The sequence below is a fragment of the Lachnotalea glycerini genome, assembly GCF_003201285.1.
In the GTDB taxonomy this organism is placed as follows: domain Bacteria; phylum Bacillota; class Clostridia; order Lachnospirales; family Lachnospiraceae; genus Lachnotalea; species Lachnotalea glycerini.
The window spans coordinates 81,863-102,940 of the sequence record NZ_QICS01000001.1; the positions used below are offsets into that span (position 1 = coordinate 81,863).

Below are 21,078 nucleotides of genomic sequence, written 5' to 3' on the forward strand. Positions count from 1 at the left end.
AAGGAGATTGCGTATGTTTAAGAAAATAGTAAGCTGTATTTATTTAAAGGATAAAAAAGCGGTAAAGAGTTTACATAGTAATGAAATAGTGAGTGATAATCCCATTCGCCTGGCAAAATATTATAGTGATAACGGTGCAGATGAAATTATAATTTTTGACTTATCGGTATCTGATTTTGAGCATGAACAGTCCATCGGAATCATCAAAGAAATTGCAAGAGTAATTGAAATACCAATGATTGCAGGGGGGAATATTAAACGTGCAGAGGATGTGAAAAAGCTTCTTTATGCAGGAGCTTCAAAAGCAATGCTTAACTATGCAAAGGAGGAAAACATTGCACTAACGGAGGAAGTATCAAAGCGTTTTGGAAAAGAAAAGCTTGCAGTATGTGTGGATTCTGCCCAGCAAATTTACAAAAATAAAGCTCAAATAGAAGAATTTGTGTCCTTGCTTGTGGCTATAAAGGAAATTGAATTAGAGAAAAATCAGGCAATTATTCCGGTCAAGATATTTGCCTTGCTTGATACAATTGATTTAGGTTATTTGATAAAAACACTATATTTGGATATCGTAGAAGGGGTTAGCGGTGAGTTAATAAATAGCACAGAAACCGATTTGCTTCGTGTGAAAGCCGCATGTAAAGCTGCTGATATTAATGTGGATTTATTTGAAAGTGAAATGAAATGGTCAGAATTTAAATTAAATTCGGATGGAATGATTCCAGTTGTTGTGCAGGATTATAAGACAAATGAGGTGTTAATGCTGGCTTATATGAATGAAGAGGCGTTTCTTAAAACAATTGAGACTGGTAAAATGACCTATTGGAGCCGAAGCAGAAATGAATTATGGACAAAAGGGCTGACTTCAGGGCATTTCCAATATGTAAAATCTTTAATAATGGATTGTGATAATGACACGATGCTTGCCAAGGTGTCACAGATTGGGGTGGCTTGTCACACAGGGAAACGAAGCTGCTTTTTCCAAAAGGTTGTTGAAAGGGAATATAAAGAAACGAATCCTTTAAAGGTTTTTGAAAAGGTATATGGTGTAATTGAGGATAGAAGAAGAAATCCAAAAGAAGGCTCTTATACGAATTATTTATTCGAGAAAGGGATCGATAAAATCCTTAAAAAGCTGGGAGAGGAAGCAACTGAAATTGTTATTGCAGCTAAAAACCCAGACCCAGAAGAAATAAAATATGAAATGTCTGATTTTTTATATCATGCTATGGTATTAATGGTTGAGAAGGGTGTTACATGGGAGGATATAACGAAAGAATTGTCAAATAGATAATCATGGGGAGCTTCTATAGCATAAAATATCATGATTCAAATGGTCATAAACGATGAAGTGGCGGCATATAATATCAATAAGATTATATGCTATCACTTTTTTTGTTGGAGGAATTAAGATGCGTAATTCATCTTTGGAACAAAGAGTTGAAATGATTCAGAATATAAGAGAAATATCAGCCAATAATGAAAGAACAATGAGTAACATACATGGTATAATAGGAAATTCTTTTTCAACTGACACTGTTGCAACGAAAAGCAAAAGCAAAAATAAATTTAAATATCGTATGTTAATTGCATCTGTAATGTTTGGCATATATGTTTTGTTAGCCATAGAAAATCTGCAATGTATGGGATATGATTCGAAAGCTATTGATAAAATGATAGCGTATAATATTGATTATAAGGAAATATTAGAACAAGTGAACGTTCAATTAACAAATGCTGTAAAGTCTGAGTAGTGTGAGTCAGCTATAAGGGAGTAACGGTAACGTTACGATAATACCAATGCACCACAGAAACGGTTGGGTGATGAAATGAGTGGAAAAAAAGATTTATTGAAATCTTTATTTTGGGTCTGCATTGCTTCAGGCATAATTTTTATTTTAATTGTTCATATTACATATCGATTGCAAAATCCATCCATTTCCTCAGAAGTGAGGAAATATGATGGCTGGTATGCTTTACTTAATCAACAAAAGCAAAAGCTGAATTGTAATGAAAAATTAGTTGTATCAAATAAACTATTTTCTGTTTATAATGTTTTACCGCAAAATCTGAATCACGATTCCATCTTATTTCGAACTTATCATCAATGCGTTAAGGTAATTGTAAATGAACAAGTAATCTATGAATATGGAGATAATGATAAAGTATGCTTCACAAATACGCCAGGCTCTTCTTATCATATCGTAGATTTGGACAACTCTTTTTCCGGTAAAAAAATTGAGCTTCAATATAAATCAATAACAGACGTTGGAAGCAAAAAGATATTTGATTTTTATATTGGTTCTACTCAGGACTTAACAAAATTAGCAATTGCTGAAAATTTACCAACCTTAATGATGAGCTTGCTTCTTTTTGTTTTAGGCGTATTTTTTATCATATTTGCTATCATATTTACGAAAAAAAACAAAATAAAACAGACTCTCTATATTGGTATGTTTACTCTTTTATTTTCTGTGTGGTCAATTCTTCAGTCTTGTGTTTTACAGCTTATTTTTGAAAATAACTTAACATTTATGTTTATGCAATATGTAGCATTTTTAATTATGCCTATCGCAATGACAATGTACATACGAGAATTATTTCAGTTTTATGAAGATAAAGGTTTAATCTTATTAAGTGCTTGTTTCTGCATTAATTTCGTTTGTTGTATTTTATTGCAACTACTTAAAATCATAGACATGAGAGACATTTTTTTGATCATTCATATTTTAATTGTGTCAGAATTTTTTTATATATTCTATTTACTAAACCAGAATTATAAAGATTTATGTAAGTCTATCACTTGCACAACAATAAGGATAATGTTTATTGTTATGATAACAATACTTGTCGACTTGTATCGTTATTATAATATGACGGCTAAGGATGAAGCTAAATTTACTCGCATTAGTATATTGATTTTTATGTCCTATATACTGATTGGTTATGTTCAGGAAATAATTAAAAAGTCAAAGGAATATACAGAAACAAAATTGATGGCAAAATTAGCTTATAAGGATGTAATGACGGACTTATATAATCGAACTGCATATATTGAAGATATTAGAGACTGTGAAAAGCTTTTGAAACTTGCGCCCCAGAAACTAAATTTGATATTTGTTATTTTTGATTTAAATGATTTAAAGGTAATGAATGACTTTCATGGACATGGTGTAGGGGATCATTATATTATAACCACCGGAAAAATAATTAAAAAAGCCTTTGAAAAAGTAGGAAAATGTTATAGAATAGGTGGAGATGAGTTTGCAGTTATCATAAATGATCGTAGTTTTGATGATTATTTAAGGGCAATGAAGGAACTCAACAATATGGTTGTAAAGGAAAATGAGACATCTAAGCTAGAGTATTCAATAGCCTATGGTTATGCAGTGTTTGAAGCTGGTAAGTATCAGTCGTTAAAGGATTTAATTGATAAGGCGGATAAAAATATGTATAAAAATAAGAGCATATATAAAGAAAATAAAATATTCTTAGCTGATTTTACAACATAAATAAAGAAAAGAAAGGTAATATATGAGAAAAACAGCGCTAACAGATGAAATACTTTTAAGTATAGATAAACCGGCAAGATATATTGGAAATGAGGTTAATAGTGTTATTAAGGATTTGACTCAGGTTAATATTCGTTTTGCTATGTGCTTCCCAGATGTATATGAAATTGGAATGTCTCATTTGGGAATTCAGATTTTATATGACATGTTCAATCAAATGGAAGATGTGTACTGCGAAAGGGTATATTCGCCGTGGACAGATTTAGATAAAATTATGAGAGAAAGAAATATTCCACTTTTTGCACTTGAATCTCAGGATCCGATTAAAGCTTTTGACTTTCTTGGAATTACGATTCAATACGAAATGTGCTATACCAATATATTACAGGTTTTAGAATTAAGTCAGATTCCTTTGCTTGCAAGCGAAAGAGGTGAAGAATTTCCAATTGTAATTGGTGGAGGACCTTGTACCTATAACCCTGAGCCATTGGCAGACTTTTTTGATTTGTTTTATATTGGAGAAGGAGAGACTTCCTATTTCCCGCTATTAGAAGCATATCGTGAAAATAAGAAAAATGGTGGGAATAAATTAGATTTTCTTAAGAAAGCGGCACAGATTCCAGGAATTTATGTGCCGTCATTTTATGATGTCAAATATAAGGAAGACGGTACGGTTAAAGAATTTACGCCAAATGTGGCAGAAGCCCCCAAAACAATCAGAAAAGAAATTGTAATGGATGTGAGTGAAACTTTTTACCCCAAAAAGCCAGTCGTGCCTTTTATCAAGGCTACTCAGGACAGAGTTGTTCTTGAAATACAAAGAGGCTGTATAAGAGGCTGCCGATTCTGTCAGGCAGGTATGATATACAGGCCTGTAAGAGAGAGAAGTCTGGATATGCTAAAAGAGTATGCTTATGAGATGCTTCATAATACAGGATATGAAGAAATATCGCTTAGTTCTTTAAGTTCAAGTGATTATTCTCAGTTACAGGGATTAGTGAATTTTTTGATTGAGGAATTTAAGGAGCAGGGTGTGAATATTTCGCTCCCATCGCTGCGTATTGACGAATTTTCTTTGGATGTTATGAGTAAGGTACAGGATGTTAGAAAAAGCAGTTTAACTTTTGCACCGGAGGCTGGGACACAAAGACTTAGGGATGTCATTAATAAAGGACTGACGGAAGAGGTAATTATAGAAGGTGCCGGAAAGGCTTTTGAGAGTGGCTGGAATCGGGTTAAGCTGTATTTTATGTTGGGTTTGCCAACAGAAACGCTTGAGGATATGGTGGGAATTGCAGAGCTGTCTGATAAAATTGCACGAAGATATTATGAGATTCCAAAGGATCAAAGAAACGGAAAAGTACAAATTGTTGCGAGTACCTCATTTTTTGTTCCTAAGCCATTTACTCCGTTTCAATGGGCTACAATGAGTACCAAGGAAGAATTTATTGAAAAGGCAAGAATTGTAAAACAGGCAATTAAGTCTCAGCTTAATCAAAAGAGTATAAAATATAATTGGCATGAGGCTGATCTGACAGTTTTAGAGGGCGTCTTAGCCAGAGGTGACAGAAGAGTTTCAAAGGTTATTTTGCAGGCATATCGAAATGGTTGTATTTATGATGCATGGTCGGAAACTTTTGATTATTCAAAATGGCTGGCTGCATTTGAAAATACAGGAGTTGATATTAATTTTTATACGACAAGAGAAAGAGCTTTGGATGAGATTTTTCCATGGGATTTTATCGATACAGGTGTCACAAAGGAGTTTTTGAAACGAGAATGGGAAAATGCGAAGAATGGATTAATTACCTTGAATTGTAAAATGGCATGTTCAGGTTGCGGAGCTATGATTTTTAATGGAGGTGTATGCTTTGAAGATAAGAATTAAATTTAAAAAAGAGGATTCTATGAAATTTATCGGACACTTGGATATTATGAGATATTTTCAAAAAGCGATGCGTCGTGCCGATATTGACATTGCATATTCAGAAGGCTACAGTCCGCACCAGATTATGTCTTTCGCTTCACCGTTGGGAGTTGGAATAACAAGTGATGGAGAATATATTGATATTGAAATAAAAAACAGGATATCTTCAAAAGAAGCAATGCACAAGTTAAATGAGGTTATGGTAGAGGGAATTGAGATTTTATCCTTTCGGCAACTTCCAAAGGACAGTAAGAATGCAATGTCAATCGTAGAAGCGGCCGATTATGAAATCAAATTCAGAGAGGGTTATGAACCTAAATTGTGGGAAGAAAGATTAAAAGATTTCTTTACACAAGAAGAAATTACTGTAACAAAAAAGACGAAAAAAAGTGAGAAGGAAGTAGATATTAAGCCAATGATTTATTCGCTTAATGTAAGTAATGGAAAAGTTTCTATGCAAATTGCCTCCGGTAGTGCCAATAATTTAAAACCGGAGCTTGTTATGCAGGCTTTTTGTGAATTTATTGACTTTGAACCAAGGGAATTTGCACTCTTAATACATCGTAAGGAGCTATATGTCAATATTGGAGATGAGAGTAAAAAAGAATTCCTTGCGCTGGAGAATTTGGGTGAAGAGCTATATGAGTAGGATGATTATAACTAAAATACCTTCCTTGGATCACTTTATCATTACTGCACAATTCGATCAGGATAAGTTGGTTCAGTTGGATTGCGATAACACAAATAAACAATCTATTTTAAATAATATTTATATTGGTAAGGTAAAAAACATAGTTCAAAATATTCAGGCGGCTTTCATAGAAATAGAAAAGGGGCTTGAATGTTATTATTCTCTTGAAGATAATAAAAATCCTGTTTTTGTAAAGCCCAAAAAAAATAATAAGATTAATATCGGAGATGAACTGGTAGTACAAGTTTCAAAGGAAAATATAAAAACGAAACAACCGGTTTTAACCTCAAATATTACATTGACAGGAAAGTATGTCGTAGTCTCTTCGGGGAATAAAAAGGTCGGAATTTCAAACAAGCTGGATGCTAAACAAAGACATAGACTGAAAGAGTTGCTTTCTAATGATAAAACGAAAGAGGTAGGAATTATTGCAAGAACAAATGCAAAAAATGCAACGGATGAGCAAATTTTTGAGGAGATTGAAGCACTGAGTAGGAAGCTTCAAGAGCTTTTACAAAATGCAAAACACCGTACCTGCTACAGTGTATTGTATCATTCAGAAGAGAGTTATATTACGATATTAAGAGGATTTTATGAGGAAAAGCTGGAGCAAATTGTAACGGACGATGATGAGATATATAATAAGGTAAAGACGTTTTTAATAGAAAATAAAATGGAGCCTGATCAATATCTGATGCGGTATCAGGATGACTTGCTTCCTTTATATAAGCTTAAGAACTTAGAATCAGAAATTAAGCATGCGCTGCAAGAAAGAGTCTGGTTAAAATCCGGAGCCTATCTTGTGATTCAGCCAACAGAGGCTTTTACTGTGATTGATATTAACACCGGTAAGTTTACAGGAAAAAAGCAATTACAGGAAACTTTTCTAAAAATCAATCTGGAAGCCGCAAAGGAAATAGCAAGACAACTTCGGATTCGAAATATTTCAGGAATCATCGTAGTTGATTTTATTGATATGGAAAATTCAGTTTCAAAAAAACAACTTCTTAAAGAACTGGATGAGATTGTAAAAAAAGATCCTGTTACCACTCATGTTATTGGAATGAGCAAATTAAATCTGGTTGAAATCACAAGAAAGAAGGTAAGAAAGTCGCTTCGTGAGCAGGTGGCAAAACCTTGTATTCATTGTAATGGAAGTGGATATCTATACGAAAGAGGTGAGATATGTTAAAAGCAGATATGCATACTCATACATTAAGATCAGACAGCTCTAACTCTGCTGTTGATACAATTCAATCAGCTCTTCGTAATGGAATTGATATTCTATCTTTTGTAGATCATGATACAATTCCTAATATAGCAAGGGAAATGCAGCTTTCTAAAGAATATAAAATTACTATTATTTCAGGTATTGAATGTGAGTGGATGGATTATGAAACAGGAAATGCCGCCCATATTCTTGGATATCGAATAAAAGATTACTCTTATATAAAAAAATTATGTGATTCTGTAATAGAACAAAGAAATGAGAATACAATAAACCAAATCAAAATATTACAAAAATCAGGTTATGATATTAGTGTAGAGGAAGTAACTCAATCTACTGAGGAGCCATGCTTATACACGCAAAATATTTTATATGTCCTTTGGAAAAAGGGTATGATACGGGAGTTGTTCGGAGAATTTAATCAGAAAATATTTAAAAAGGGTGGCATTGCTTATAAAACAATTGAGTATCCGAAGACAGAACAAATAGTAGAAGCGATTGTAAAAGGCGGAGGCTTTGCGGTGCTTGCGCATCCGGGACAGCAGAATAATTTTTATTTAATTGAGGATTTAGTGAAAGCTGGACTTAGCGGAGTCGAATTGATTCATCCTTCTAATAATGTCAAGCACAGAGAACTTATAAAGAAATATGCGGATAAATATCATTTATTTATGACAGGTGGCAGCGATTGTCATGGTATATTATCTAAAAGCGGTGGCAATATTGGTGATTATTATATTGAAGTGAACCAAGTTGAAGATTTATTTACAATAAGTTAAGTAGGACAAAGCTTCTATAAACTTATTAATTAATATGATTATAAAACTTATTGAAGCATAAATATTAGATACAAAATGATTGACGATATAAAAGATATGTGCTATCATATACCAGTATGCCGCACAGCGAGGTTTAAGCAGCGTAAGCTCACCGCAGCTGGCGAGTAATGATAATAGGAGGTGCCATATGTACGCAATTATAGCAACAGGTGGTAAACAGTACAAAGTAGCTGAAGGCGATATCATTAGAGTAGAAAAACTTGGAGTAGAAGCTGGAGAAACTGTTACATTTGATCAGATTCTTGCTGTAAACGATGGAAGCTTAAAGGTAGGCGAGCCTACAGTAGCAAATGCCAGTGTTACTGCATCAGTAGTAAAAGAAGGCAAAGCAAAAAAAGTGATTGTTTACAAGTATAAGAGAAAATCAGGATATCACAAGAAAAACGGTCATAGACAAGCGTTTACTCAGGTAAAAATTGAGAAAATTAATGCTTAGGCTGAAATAAAAGTTTTCACCCTGACACTGTGATTATATTCATATAAGCAATGAAATCATATGTGTTGATATGCAAAGAAAAGGTCTGTTATGATTAAAATTACAATTTATAAAAATTCAAAAGGCAGTTTTGCTGGTCTGAAGTCTTTAGGGCATGCTGGCTATGCAGATATGGGTTATGATATTATATGCTCTGCCGTTTCGGCTTTAGTGATTAATACGATAAATTCAATAGAAGCATTTACTGAGGATCGATTAAAGATAAAGACAGATGAAGAAAAAGGAATGATTGAATTTAAGTTTGTAGATGATATCAGCGAGAATTCAACGTTACTTATGAAAGCCTTGGAACTTGGTTTGCAAGGAATTGAAAGAGATTATAACGACGGATATATTAGAATTAAATTCAAGGAGGTGTAGGTCATGATGAGAATGAACCTTCAATTTTTCGCTCATAAAAAAGGTGTTGGTTCTACTAAGAATGGTAGAGATTCAGAATCTAAGAGATTAGGTGCTAAAAGAGCAGATGGACAGTTTGTAAAAGCTGGAAATATTCTTTACAGACAGCGTGGTACTAAGATTCATCCTGGTACAAATGTAGGTCGTGGTGGAGATGATACATTATTCGCTTTAGTTGATGGCGTAGTAAGATTTGAAAGAAAAGGCAGAGATAAGAAACAAGTTTCTATTCATCCTGTAGCTATTAACGAATAAGAGTACAAGTAAGAACCATAAGCCGTTTTTATTCTCACAGATTAAGGTTTCGCTTTTATCGTGAGAGTAAGAATGGCTTTATTTTATTTCATAGGAAAGACCTTGTTGTGGTAACGTAAAAAGTTTAATTCCTATGAAATAAAACACAATGCGCACGAATGCAGGTGGAAAATGTCACTGCGTAACAGCATTCGGCGCGGCAAAGCGGTCAAGTCCCTCGTGAGTGAGGGATAAGGGAGCTGATGTGGACTTGTCCGCTCTGTCAGTTTGTTTTTATATTAATTTGATGTTTCGTATTTTTTTCAATTAGAATAAAAAAATATTAAATTGATATGATATAATTAGTTGAAAAAAATACGAAAACTCAAATATGAATAAAAATACGAAAGAGAATATGCTTGATTATATAACAATTAAGATAATTTAGAGAAGGTGAAAAAATGTTTGCAGATAGAGCAAAAATATATATTCGTGCTGGTAAGGGCGGAGATGGACATGTAAGTTTTAGACGGGAATTATTTGTACCAAACGGTGGACCCGATGGCGGAAATGGCGGCAAAGGCGGAGACGTAATTTTTGAAGTGGATGAAGGTTTAAATACACTGACTGATTTTCGTCATAAAAGGAAATACTGTGCCGTAGATGGTCAACAAGGCGGAAAGAAAAAGTGTCACGGAGCAGATGGACAGGATATCATTATAAAAGTGCCGGCTGGAACGGTTATAAAGGATGAGAAAACTGGTAAAGTTATTACCGATATGTCAAATGGAAATAATAGGGAAATTATTTTAAAGGGTGGCAAAGGTGGACTTGGAAATATGAATTTTGCTACTCCAACAATGCAGGCTCCTAAATATGCGCAGCCTGGACAACCATCCAAGGAACTAGAGGTAACGTTAGAGCTAAAGGTAATTGCAGATGTAGGTCTGGTAGGTTTTCCAAATGTTGGAAAGTCTACACTCTTGTCTAGAGTCACAAATGCCAAGCCAAAGATTGCCAACTATCATTTCACTACATTAAATCCCAATTTAGGTGTGGTCGATTTAACAGAAGGAAAAGGATTTGTAATTGCGGATATTCCAGGTTTAATAGAAGGTGCTTCACAAGGAATAGGGCTTGGACATGAGTTCTTAAGACATATTGAGCGTACAAAAGTCATTATTCATATGGTGGATGCTGCTTCAACAGAAGGAAGAGATCCGATTGAGGATATTTATACAATCAATCAGGAATTATCCAATTATAATGAACAAATTGCAATGAGGCCTCAGGTGATTGCTGCAAATAAAATTGACGTTATTTACTCAGAGGATGAAGACCCGGTTCAAAAACTTAGAGATGAGTTTGAACCAAAGGGAATAAAAGTATTTGCTATATCTGCGGTAAGCGGTAAAGGCTTAAAGGAATTACTCTTTTATGTCAATGAATTATTGGAAAGCTTGGATCCTGAACCTATCATTTTTGAAAAGGAATTCTTTGAAGAAGAAATCCGTTTAGCAGATGAACCATATACAATTGAAATTGATGAAGATGGGATTTATGTAGTAGAAGGACCCAAAATTGATAAAATGCTCGGATATACAAATCTGGAATCCGAAAAGGGATTTGCGTTTTTTCAACGTTTCTTAAAAGATAACGGTATTCTAGATGAACTAGAAAAAGCAGGAATTGAAGAAGGCGATACTGTTAGAATGTATGGTCTTGAGTTCGATTATTATAAATAAAAGGAGGAATCCATATGACAAGTAAGCAAAGAGCATACTTAAAGGGCTTAGCCAGCACTCTGGAGCCTATTTTCCAAGTCGGAAAGGCAAGTGTTACACCAAAAGTAACAGCGGCAATTGAAGAAGCAATGGAGGTTAGAGAACTAATTAAGATTAGTATACTAAATAATTGCGCAGATGATCCAAAGGAAATAGCACAGATGATCGCAGAAAGAACCAGATCTTCAGTCGTACAGGTAATTGGGAAAAAGATAGTATTATATAAACCGGCGAAAGAGAAAGAAAAACAAAAGATTGTTTTACCAAATAAATAAAATTATTTAGGGAGATGAAACAATTATGAGTGAGGGAAAGACAAGAATAGGAATTATGGGAGGTACCTTTGATCCGATACATGTTGGACATCTTATGCTTGCAGAGCAAGCTTATGATAAATTCAATATGGACAAGGTACTCATTATGCCTGCGGGAAATCCACCACATAAAGACAATGAAGTTTCGGCACTTATCAAGCATCGGGTTTCAATGGTAAGGTTGGCCATAGAAGGAAATAAGCATTTTGAACTTTCTTTAATAGAGGTTGAAAGAAGTGGCTATACATATACGTATGAAACTTTAGAAAATCTGACAAAAGAAAATTCAAACATAGAATATTATTTTATTATTGGAGCAGATTCATTACTTGAATTGCATAAATGGAAAGAACCTGAAAAGATTTGCAGGGATTGTACGATACTAGTTGCTACCAGATACAATTTAAAATCAAAGGAATTGAATAAAAAAATAGACGAGATTACAAAGAAATATAATGCTAAAATATATTTACTTGACACTCCGAATATTGATTTATCTTCTACCTATATTAGAACTGCTGTAAGTGCAGGAAAATCTATAAAATATTATGTTACAAGTGATGTAGAACGTTATATTTACAAAAATAATTTATATAAGCATTATTAAAATAGGGTGTGTTGCAAATGAAAGAGATTAATTTAGAAAGATATCAAAAAAAATTAAAAACTAAATTAGATAAAGAAAGATATGAGCATACAATTGGAGTAATGTATACAGCAGGAGCTCTTGCGATGCGTTATGAATATGATGTAAAATCTGCTATGCTTGCAGGTCTTATGCACGATTGTGCAAAGTGCATTCCAAATGATAGAAAGATAGCATTATGTGAAAAACATAATATTAATATTACGGATTTAGAGCGGTCAAATCCATTTTTGCTGCATGCAAAGTTAGGAGCATTTCTCGTCATGCATAAATATCGGATTAGAGATAAGGAAATTATCAGCTCGATATTAAACCATACGACGGGAAAGCCAAATATGGAATTGCTGGATAAAATAATTTTTGTTGCTGATTATATTGAACCAAGACGAGATAAAGCACCTCATTTAGATGAACGTAGAAAAACAGCGTTTATAGATATAGATAGGGTAATGTATGAAATATTAGGTGACACTTTAGAATTTTTGAAAGAAAAGGCTGGAGATATTGACCCTATAACACAAAAAGCATATGAATATTATAAACAGCTGATCGAAACGAAGGAGGATACAATAAATGAATAGTTCGAAAGAAATGGTCAAGACAACGTATCGTGCGTTAGAGGATAAAAAAGCAGAAGATATTAGGATAATAGACATAGGCAACGTATCGGTTTTAGCAGATTATTTTATTATTGCAAATGGTAATAATGAGAATCAAGTAAAAGCTTTAGTAGATAATGTACAGGAAGAATTATTTAAAGCAGGCTATGAGCCAAAACAAGTGGAGGGCTACCGTACGGGAAAGTGGATATTGTTAGATTATGGAGATATTATCGTTCATGTATTTTCGAAAGAAGATCGTTTATTTTACGATCTTGAAAGAATCTGGAGAGATGGTAAGAATATAGAGATTGATAATTTGTAATTAAAGATGGAAGCACGGCAAAAAAGGCACCAGTTCTTGAGAACTTGGTACCTTTTTTGCTGAGCAGCCCTGTTTTAGAGGCTGCATTATTTGTATATTATTTAAAAGAAATATATCTTTTTAAAATTTTAGTTTTTTGTTTGATTTTAGGCTTTTAATACTTACCTTTGTTTTGCTTGTAGAGCTGCTCCGACTGTTCAATGATGGTAGAGAATCTGTAGTGATTCTCGCTATATGATTAGAAACAATAAAAACAGGTGTATTTCCGTCATTATCAGATAAAACCAACATGCCAAACTCATTCTTATAAACCAATCCTGATGCTTGAATTGAAACGCCCAACATAATTAGAACATCTGTTAATAATGGGAGATAACTTTGAATGGCGGTTAAAAGATTTGTATCACAACCAACTGGCAAAGGAGAAAGAGTATCAAGATATTTGATTGAATCATTGTATACAGTACCATCGCCAACATAAATTGAACAAATGGCATTCAGCGGGATAGCCTCGTATTGAGTACCATTTTGCAGTATTAGTATTCCTGCGTCGGTGGCGTTAGAAGAGGTATAAAGATTAGACGGTACTCCTGTGACAGTGTAGACATTGGTGGTAAAAACTGACCAAGTGTTGCCAGAATATAAATCAATAAGTTGATTTAAGGTATAGGATAACTGAGCGATGGAAAAACAATAGGAAGTGTTGCCAAATGTTCCTTGCGGTCCCGGAGGTCCAGGAGGTCCAGGAATGCCAGGAATACCTTGCAAACCAGGAATACCAGTTAACCCCATAGGTCCGGTGGGTCCAATGCTGGAGCCGTTATCCTGCACAATAGTAAGTGTTGCTTTCACTGGTACGTTATCTGGATAGTTAATGAGAGCAGCACTGTTATTTTTCAAAGAAACAGTAACAGGAGCTGAGGTAGTATTTATAATGTTAAAGCCAACCACCTGTCCTGCTATATTTGGTGAATTACCTTTCAAAATATCGCCTTGTGAAGAATATAACGTAAAAACTGCTACATTTGTTGTTGGGGAAGATTGTGTTGCTACCCACCAATTAATAGTATATCTTCCAGGTTCGTTAAAAGTAATTAGTCCTGAATTACTATCATAAATAATATTTCCATCTGAATATACAATGGTGTCGAAAATTACATTACTTACATCCGGTATTACCCCTGCAGATAAACGTTCAATTTGTAATGCTATATTGCTCAAATAATCACCTCACTAACTTTGAATTATATCATTTAGAGGTCTTTGCCAATTGCACATTTACAGTATTTGCCTATGAATAAAAGCAAAATAATCAATAGGACTTCAAAGTGCGGCATAATTCTAAATAAATAATTACAATAACTCTAAATATTATATGTTAGTCAATAATAAAAAGTGATTATCAAAAAATTAAACTTAGTTGAGACAATATATAATGATTAACGGAATAATCGAAACACTCCGAATACTTTTCCTAAAATCACGACCTTATCCACGATAATTGGTTCAAGGGTGTCATTTTCAGGCTGAAGTCTATAATGCCCCTTTTCTTTATAAAAGGTCTTCACGGTAGCGGAATCATCAACCAAAGCTACTACAATATCTCCATTGCTGGCTGTTGACTGCTTTGATACCAGGATTTGATCACCATGTAAAATCCCAACATTAATCATACTATCTCCTTTTACAGTCAGAATAAAACTTTCCGTATTAGGCATAAATTCAGCCGGAATAGGAAAGTAGTTATTAATATTTTCGACTGCCAGAATTGGATTACCAGCAGCAACGGTACCTACTACAGGAACATTAACAACTTCGCGTCTTGTCAAATTAAAGGTATCATCTATAATTTCAATTGCTCTAGGCTTAGTAGGATCGCGTCGTATGTAACCGTTTTTCTCAAGTGTTTCAAGGTGAGAATGAACGGAGGATGTAGATTTTAAATGAACAGCTTCACATATTTCACGAACAGCAGGCGGATAGCCCTTGCTGAGTATTTCCTTTTTTATGTATTCAAGTATTTCTGATTGCTTAGCTGTAATTTTGCCATAAGCCATTAGCAATTACCTCCTAATTGTTATTATTTTAATATAATAACACATATGTTCTGCTATTGCAAACGAATGTTCGTGAAAAGCAACAATAAATCAGGGTATAAATTGGGAAAAAATAGGCTGTGAATCAATCTATAGTATGATATAATTATAATCTATCTAAAAAATAAAGTAGTAAAAACCTGATAAGATAATAAGTATAGAGTTTAATTAAGAATGTTACTAATAATATATCGATATTGATAAAATTTAAAAGAGAAGAGAGGTATTCGTTATGAGAATGTATGATCTGATTATGAAGAAAAGAAATGGCAGGGCTTTAGAGCAGGATGAAATTAATTTTATGGTTGAAGGCTTTACAAATGGAAGCATACCTGATTATCAGATGTCTGCAATGATGATGGCAATTTATTTCAGAGGTATGAACGAGGAGGAAACCTTGAACCTTACCATGGCTATGGCTCATAGTGGTGATGTACTTGATCTCTCTGATATAAATGGCTTGAAGGCTGATAAACATAGTACCGGTGGAGTGGGGGATAAGACTTCTCTTGTATTAGGACCTATGGTGGCGGCACTTGGAGTCCCTGTAGCCAAAATGTCTGGAAGAGGTCTGGGACATACAGGAGGAACCATTGATAAGCTGGAAAGCTTCGAAGGGTTTTCGGTAGATATTTCGACAGAAAAATTTATTCATAATGTGAATTCAATTAAGATGTCTATTATTGGACAAACTGCGGATTTGGCACCGGCTGATAAAAAGCTATATGCATTGAGAGATGTAACGGCAACAGTAGACAATATGTCTTTGATTGCAAGCAGTATTATGAGTAAGAAGCTGGCGGCGGGCGCCGATACCATTGTGCTGGATGTAAAGACGGGCAGTGGTGCCTTTATGAAAACGGAACAAGATTCTGTTGCATTGGCTAAGGAAATGGTTCAGATAGGAAAGGGAGCAGGAAAGCATACAGTAGCAATTGTGTCGGATATGGATCAACCCCTTGGCTTTGCTGTAGGTAATGCACTGGAGGTAAAGGAAGCAATTGAAACCTTAAAGGGCGAAGGCTCTAAGGACTTACTTGAACTGTGTGTGACACTTGGCTCATACATGCTGTTTGGAACCAATAATGCCAAATCTATAGAGGAGGCAAGAGAAAAATTATACGGCACAATCGAGGATAAAAGTGCATTGGCTAAATTTGCGCAGTTTGTGAAGGCTCAAGGTGGCAATGCTGCTCCGATTTATGATACATCCCTTCTTCCCAAGGCTTCGATTATAGAGGAAATAGTATCGGAAAAGGAGGGTTATGTAGAACATATTATTACGGATGAAATAGGAATTGTTTCTCTGATTCTGGGAGGAGGAAGAGAAACAAAGGAAAGTGAGATTGATTTAGCCGTTGGTCTTGTATTACATAAAAAGGTTGGTGATTATGTAAAAATGGGTGAAAGCCTTGCTACTATTTATGCAAATGATAAAGAAAAATTAAAGGCAGCAAAAGAAAGATTTATAAAGACTTATTCTTTTACCAGCGAAAAGAGAGAAAAGCCAAAGTTCATTAAGGGTATCATTGAGTAATGCCAATTATGATATTTGCTTTGCTGTAACCTTTAAGAAAAGATATAGTTACTCTTGGTCTAATTTTAGGCAGCATTGAATTTTTCATAACAATTTTGCATATATTAGCATTAGCTACATACAGATAGAAACTACCTATGCTTGGTCAGAGACTGATTATAATAGTTTTCAGTAAGTATGTTGAAAGCAGACAGGAGGTCTATTACGCAATGAGAAAAAGGGTTGAAGCGAGTCAAAAAAACACTCGACTAATGGAAAACGTTGCAGATACACTGAAGCTTCCTAAAGATTTGCTTTTAGGCGCAGCCATTCTGACCGTTACTGGTCAAAGTGAAGCGTATGTAGAAAATTATAATGGAATAATAGAATACACAGAAAAGAAAATAAAATTGCAGACAAAAAACTGTAGAATTGAAATATGTGGTGAAGACTTAAAAATAGTCTATTACACAAATGATGAGATGAAAATAATAGGTCAAATAGATGAAATAAAATATCAGCACTAGGGAGTGTTAACATGTTAATTAATCTTATGAAATTCATAAGAGGCTATTTGAAAGTACGCATTTATGGCTTTTCACCTGAAAGATTTATCAATTTGTGTAGTAGCCGCAATATTTTAATATGGGGATTAGAAAATCGGGAAAACAAGTATGAGATGTTTTTGAGCGTAAGTGACTTTCGAAGACTGAAACCAATTCTAAAAAAGACAAATACAAAACTTAAAATAATGGAAAGGCATGGACTTCCTTTTTTTTTACATAAATACCGAAAGAGAAAGATGTTTTTTTGCGGTATCATATTATTCGCAACAATCATTTACATATTATCAATGTTTATCTGGGATATTAATATTAGTGGCAATTATTCCAGAACAGATAATGTAATATTAGATTTTTTAAAAAATAATGAAATCTATCATGGCATGATGAAAAGTGAAATTGATAGCGAGCAGGTCGAACAAATGCTTCGAAGTGAATACGATGATATTATTTGGGCGTCAGCACAAATAAAAGGTACAAGGCTTTTAATACAGGTTCAGGAAAACACGGATGTCAGCACGATAAAAGAAAATACCACACCAAGTGACATTGTTGCATCAAAGGATTGCATGATTAGCAGTATTATAACCAGAAAGGGTACACCTATGGCAGAAGAAGGGTCTATCGTAAAAAAAGGAGATATCCTTGTATCTGGCAGAGTAGATGTATATAATGATAATGGTGAAATTGCAGATTACCAGTACTATGCAGCGGATGCAGATATATATGCTAAAACGATAATTGATTATAATGATGAATTTGATGTAACTTATATACAGAAAAATTACACAAATAATCAAAAGTTAAGATATTATTTAAAAATCCTTAATAAAAAAATAAACATATTTAGTAGAAAAATCAGATATAATGAGTACGACACGTTCACAAATGAAACACCTTTAAAAATAGGAGAGAATTTTTACCTTCCTTTCGTTTTGGGCAAAATCCAGGTAAAAGAGTATGTTTCTGAGGAGAAACAATATACAGAAGAAGAAGCTATAGAGCGTGGAAACAAGAAGCTGAGAGAATTTTGTGAAAATTTAATTGAAAAAGGGGTTCAAATTGTAGAAAATAATGTTAAAATACATATAGGAAAAAAATCTTGTATTGTTGATGGATATCTTACCGTAATTGAAAAGACAGGTATAAGAGTAAATACAGAGATTTTGACAATCCCAGAGGAAAGGACTAATACAGATGAGCTTGAATGAAATTGTTATTGAAATGCCTGTTGAACATGCAAAAAATGTATTTGGCCAATTTGATTTTTATGTTAAGAAAATAGAGAAAGCTTTAAATATAACAATAGTTGCAAGAGATGGTGAACTCAAAATATTGGGTTCACAGGCCTCTACAATAAAAGCAAAGAATATTTTTGAACAGCTTATTGAATTATCCAAAAGAGGGAATATCATAAATGAGCAGAATGTAAACTATGCAATATCCTTATCTTTTGAAGAAAATGAAGAGGCTTTGGTTGAGATTGATAAGGAAGTCATATGTCATACGATAAATGGTAAACCAATTAAGCCTAAGACGTTGGGACAAAAGAGCTACATCGATTTAATTAAGCATAATATGATTGTATTCGGAATTGGTCCTGCAGGAACAGGTAAGACCTATTTGGCAATGGCGATGGCGATCAGTGCTTTTAAGGATAATGAGGTAAATCGCATCATTTTGACAAGGCCAGCCATTGAGGCTGGTGAAAAGTTGGGATTTTTGCCTGGTGATTTGCAAAGTAAGGTAGATCCGTATTTAAGACCTTTGTATGATGCATTATACCAGATTATGGGACCTGATAGTTTTGCTAAAAACATGGAAAAAGGATTAATTGAGGTAGCTCCTCTTGCTTATATGCGTGGAAGAACATTGGATAATGCATATATTATTTTGGATGAAGCACAAAATACCACACCAGCTCAAATGAAAATGTTCTTAACAAGAATTGGATTTGGGTCAAAGGTTATTGTAACTGGAGACAACACACAAAAGGATTTGCCATCAGGTGCAAAGTCTGGACTTGAAGTGGCTGCTAAGATTCTAAAAAGGGTGGAAGGAATTGGGTTTTGTAATTTAACTAGTCAAGATGTTGTTAGACATCCATTAGTACAAAAAATTGTAAAGGCATACGATGAGTATGAGCTCAAATATAATACAATACAAAAGACGAGAAAGAGATAAGAATGAAAGACAAGTATAATCATACGGAAGCATATTATGGCATAATGACTATCATTATGTATGTAGAAACCATTATTTTGGTTAGCGGGGCATCCTTTTTAAAAAGCAAGAGTATCGGCAGTGTTATAGCAAACATTTTTATCGGCTTGGTTTGTGTTACTATTATTATTTTCTATATTAATAATGTAAGAATTAATAAAACACATTTTACCAAACAGATGTCAAGCTATGGTAGAATAATCAATGTATATTGGATTTTGTTTATAACTTCTTTTATTCTAACATTGATACCGAGTAATATCAGACCTATGTTTATTGTTGGAATCATAATGACGTTGGTTACGAATGAATATATGGGAATTTTATTTCAAATATATTTTTCAGTTATGATTACTTTGATATCCGCTGATTCGATTGAAGTGATCGTATTTTATCTATTGTCTGGTTTGATTGGTTGTGCGGTTGCAAAATACTTTACACAGAAGAAATTTTTTGTGTATGCTATCGTTATCATGCTTACCACTAATTTGGCATTATCTGGAATACTGGAATATATAAAAAATAAAAATATTACTAATCAGTATATAGTAAGCTCCTTTTTGTGCACGATAGGGGGTATTGTTGCTATTATATTAATGCTTCCATATATTTATTATAGAGTAGAAAACAGAATCAGGGCAAAACTGCTTCGAATCAGTGATCCTAATTATGAGTTGATTGTAATGTTAAAAAACTATTCCAAGGATTTGTACGACCATTCTCTAAAAGTGGCCAAGCTTTCCGAACGTGTCGCTTATAAGCTGGGAGCAGATTCTCTTCTGGCTAAGGCTGGTGGCTATTATCATAAGATTGGCAAGCTTGAGGGAAAGGATTATGTCAGCTATGGAATTGAAATAGCAAGAAGTTATTCTTTTCCGGAAGAAGTAGTAGATATAATTAAACAGCATACAGGACGTCATCAATGCCCCAAAACAATTGAGGCAGCCGTTGTTATGCTGTCTGATACAATTATATCAGCATTTGAATATTTGAATGATAAACAAAATGAATTAGTCTATGATAGAGATATTGTAATTGATCAGGTGATTGATGCAAAGCTTGATAAGGATATGCTTGATGAATCAGGTCTTACATTAAAAATGTTTCGTGATATAAAGAAATGTTTTAAACAGGAGGAAACTATTTATGACATTTAATATTGAAGTGGAAACTAAAAAACAACTTTCTTTTGATTATAAAAAAATCATAGATGAAGTGATAAATAAAGTATTGGAATTTGAAAACTGTCCTTATGAGACGGAGGTTAATCTGGTACTGACTGATGATGAAGAAATACACTCGATCAATATGGAATACAGAGGAATTGACAGTCCTACAGATGTCTTGTCTTTTCCAATGATTGATTATATTTCACCATCAGATTTTTCTATTGTTGAAAAGAATGAGAGAGAATATTTTAATCCCGAGACAGGTGAATTAATATTAGGTGATATAATTATATCAGTTGATAAGGTGTATGAGCAGGCCAAATGCTATAATCATTCTGATGTAAGAGAATTTGCGTTTTTAATTACCCATAGTATGCTTCATTTGTGCGGTTATGATCATATGGAGAAGGCTGAGGCAAATATTATGGAAGAGAAGCAAAGTCAAATTCTTTCGGAATTAGGTATTAACAGGTAAAATTTTTATAAAATTACCAATATCAATAAAGTTTAGCTGATT

At 33.8% G+C, this 21,078-nt stretch carries 23 protein-coding genes; 21 read left to right on the forward strand and 2 right to left on the reverse strand.

What is annotated here, in order from left to right; all coding sequences use genetic code 11:
- The first annotated feature begins 13 nt into the window (after positions 1 to 13).
- From hisIE to rsfS, 15 genes are all read left to right on the forward strand, one after another.
- Positions 14 to 1,294 carry a bifunctional phosphoribosyl-AMP cyclohydrolase/phosphoribosyl-ATP diphosphatase HisIE gene (gene hisIE, locus C8E03_RS00375; RefSeq protein ID WP_110289955.1) on the forward strand — a complete coding sequence of 427 codons (1,281 nt, stop codon included), beginning with the start codon at positions 14 to 16 and terminating at the stop codon, positions 1,292 to 1,294.
- Positions 1,295 to 1,412: 118 nt separating this feature from the next.
- Positions 1,413 to 1,754, forward strand: a complete 342-nt coding sequence (locus C8E03_RS00380) for a hypothetical protein (RefSeq protein WP_094377302.1) — start codon at positions 1,413 to 1,415, stop codon at positions 1,752 to 1,754.
- A gap of 75 nt (positions 1,755 to 1,829) precedes the next feature.
- Complete coding sequence (locus tag C8E03_RS00385; protein ID WP_110289956.1) at positions 1,830 to 3,512, forward strand: GGDEF domain-containing protein; 1,683 nt, start codon at positions 1,830 to 1,832, stop codon at positions 3,510 to 3,512.
- 22 nt (positions 3,513 to 3,534) lie between these two features.
- Positions 3,535 to 5,400 carry a TIGR03960 family B12-binding radical SAM protein gene (locus C8E03_RS00390; RefSeq protein WP_110289957.1) on the forward strand — a complete coding sequence of 622 codons (1,866 nt, stop codon included), beginning with the start codon at positions 3,535 to 3,537 and terminating at the stop codon, positions 5,398 to 5,400.
- On the forward strand, positions 5,375 to 6,088 hold the full coding sequence (locus C8E03_RS00395; RefSeq protein ID WP_334294023.1) for a TIGR03936 family radical SAM-associated protein: 714 nt from the start codon (positions 5,375 to 5,377) through the stop codon (positions 6,086 to 6,088). Before C8E03_RS00390 ends, C8E03_RS00395 begins: the two co-directional genes overlap by 26 nt.
- Positions 6,081 to 7,322 (forward strand): Rne/Rng family ribonuclease, encoded by a 1,242-nt coding sequence (locus C8E03_RS00400; protein ID WP_094377338.1) that lies wholly within the window; start codon positions 6,081 to 6,083, stop codon positions 7,320 to 7,322. The genes C8E03_RS00395 and C8E03_RS00400 overlap by 8 nt, the downstream gene beginning before the upstream one ends.
- Positions 7,316 to 8,137 (forward strand): PHP domain-containing protein, encoded by an 822-nt coding sequence (locus C8E03_RS00405; RefSeq protein ID WP_110289959.1) that lies wholly within the window; start codon positions 7,316 to 7,318, stop codon positions 8,135 to 8,137. The genes C8E03_RS00400 and C8E03_RS00405 overlap by 7 nt, the downstream gene beginning before the upstream one ends.
- Positions 8,138 to 8,324: 187 nt before the next feature.
- On the forward strand, positions 8,325 to 8,633 hold the full coding sequence (gene rplU / locus C8E03_RS00410; RefSeq protein WP_094377297.1) for a 50S ribosomal protein L21: 309 nt from the start codon (positions 8,325 to 8,327) through the stop codon (positions 8,631 to 8,633).
- 90 nt (positions 8,634 to 8,723) lie between these two features.
- Positions 8,724 to 9,053, forward strand: a complete 330-nt coding sequence (locus tag C8E03_RS00415; protein ID WP_110289960.1) for a ribosomal-processing cysteine protease Prp — start codon at positions 8,724 to 8,726, stop codon at positions 9,051 to 9,053.
- 3 nt (positions 9,054 to 9,056) lie between these two features.
- Complete coding sequence (rpmA, locus tag C8E03_RS00420; protein WP_094377295.1) at positions 9,057 to 9,347, forward strand: 50S ribosomal protein L27; 291 nt, start codon at positions 9,057 to 9,059, stop codon at positions 9,345 to 9,347.
- Between the two features lie 440 nt (positions 9,348 to 9,787).
- Positions 9,788 to 11,071, forward strand: coding sequence for a GTPase ObgE (gene obgE, locus C8E03_RS00425; RefSeq protein ID WP_110289961.1), 1,284 nt, complete (start codon positions 9,788 to 9,790; stop codon positions 11,069 to 11,071).
- A 14-nt stretch (positions 11,072 to 11,085) separates the two neighbouring features.
- A complete protein-coding gene (yhbY, locus tag C8E03_RS00430; RefSeq protein WP_094377293.1) occupies positions 11,086 to 11,385 on the forward strand; it encodes a ribosome assembly RNA-binding protein YhbY in 300 nt (99 codons plus the stop codon).
- 25 nt (positions 11,386 to 11,410) lie between these two features.
- Positions 11,411 to 12,031 carry a nicotinate-nucleotide adenylyltransferase gene (gene nadD, locus C8E03_RS00435; RefSeq protein ID WP_110289962.1) on the forward strand — a complete coding sequence of 207 codons (621 nt, stop codon included), beginning with the start codon at positions 11,411 to 11,413 and terminating at the stop codon, positions 12,029 to 12,031.
- Positions 12,032 to 12,048: 17 nt separating this feature from the next.
- The gene (gene yqeK / locus C8E03_RS00440; protein WP_094377291.1) at positions 12,049 to 12,651 is read left to right on the forward strand and encodes a bis(5'-nucleosyl)-tetraphosphatase (symmetrical) YqeK; all 603 of its coding nucleotides are present in this window, start codon (positions 12,049 to 12,051) and stop codon (positions 12,649 to 12,651) included.
- Entirely contained in the window at positions 12,644 to 12,994 is a 351-nt protein-coding gene (gene rsfS / locus C8E03_RS00445; protein ID WP_110289963.1) for a ribosome silencing factor, read from the forward strand. The genes yqeK and rsfS overlap by 8 nt, the downstream gene beginning before the upstream one ends.
- Positions 12,995 to 13,114: 120 nt before the next feature.
- On the opposite strand, the gene C8E03_RS21815 is transcribed toward rsfS, so the two are convergent.
- A complete protein-coding gene (locus tag C8E03_RS21815) occupies positions 13,115 to 14,215 on the reverse strand; it encodes a hypothetical protein (protein ID WP_170122845.1) in 1,101 nt (366 codons plus the stop codon).
- A gap of 218 nt (positions 14,216 to 14,433) precedes the next feature.
- Positions 14,434 to 15,051 carry a transcriptional repressor LexA gene (gene lexA / locus C8E03_RS00465; protein WP_110289966.1) on the reverse strand — a complete coding sequence of 206 codons (618 nt, stop codon included), beginning with the start codon at positions 15,049 to 15,051 and terminating at the stop codon, positions 14,434 to 14,436.
- Between the two features lie 271 nt (positions 15,052 to 15,322).
- On the opposite strand from lexA, the gene C8E03_RS00470 reads away from it, so the two are divergent.
- From C8E03_RS00470 to ybeY, 6 genes are all read left to right on the forward strand, one after another.
- Positions 15,323 to 16,627, forward strand: a complete 1,305-nt coding sequence (locus C8E03_RS00470) for a pyrimidine-nucleoside phosphorylase (RefSeq protein ID WP_110289967.1) — start codon at positions 15,323 to 15,325, stop codon at positions 16,625 to 16,627.
- Between the two features lie 209 nt (positions 16,628 to 16,836).
- The gene (locus tag C8E03_RS00475; protein WP_094376897.1) at positions 16,837 to 17,133 is read left to right on the forward strand and encodes a YabP/YqfC family sporulation protein; all 297 of its coding nucleotides are present in this window, start codon (positions 16,837 to 16,839) and stop codon (positions 17,131 to 17,133) included.
- Between the two features lie 11 nt (positions 17,134 to 17,144).
- Entirely contained in the window at positions 17,145 to 18,380 is a 1,236-nt protein-coding gene (gene yqfD, locus C8E03_RS00480) for a sporulation protein YqfD (protein WP_094376898.1), read from the forward strand.
- On the forward strand, positions 18,367 to 19,353 hold the full coding sequence (locus tag C8E03_RS00485; protein ID WP_094376899.1) for a PhoH family protein: 987 nt from the start codon (positions 18,367 to 18,369) through the stop codon (positions 19,351 to 19,353). The genes yqfD and C8E03_RS00485 overlap by 14 nt, the downstream gene beginning before the upstream one ends.
- 2 nt (positions 19,354 to 19,355) lie before the next feature.
- Complete coding sequence (locus C8E03_RS00490; RefSeq protein WP_094376900.1) at positions 19,356 to 20,549, forward strand: HDIG domain-containing metalloprotein; 1,194 nt, start codon at positions 19,356 to 19,358, stop codon at positions 20,547 to 20,549.
- A complete protein-coding gene (gene ybeY / locus C8E03_RS00495) occupies positions 20,539 to 21,036 on the forward strand; it encodes an rRNA maturation RNase YbeY (protein WP_094376901.1) in 498 nt (165 codons plus the stop codon). Before C8E03_RS00490 ends, ybeY begins: the two co-directional genes overlap by 11 nt.
- Positions 21,037 to 21,078 lie beyond the last annotated feature (42 nt).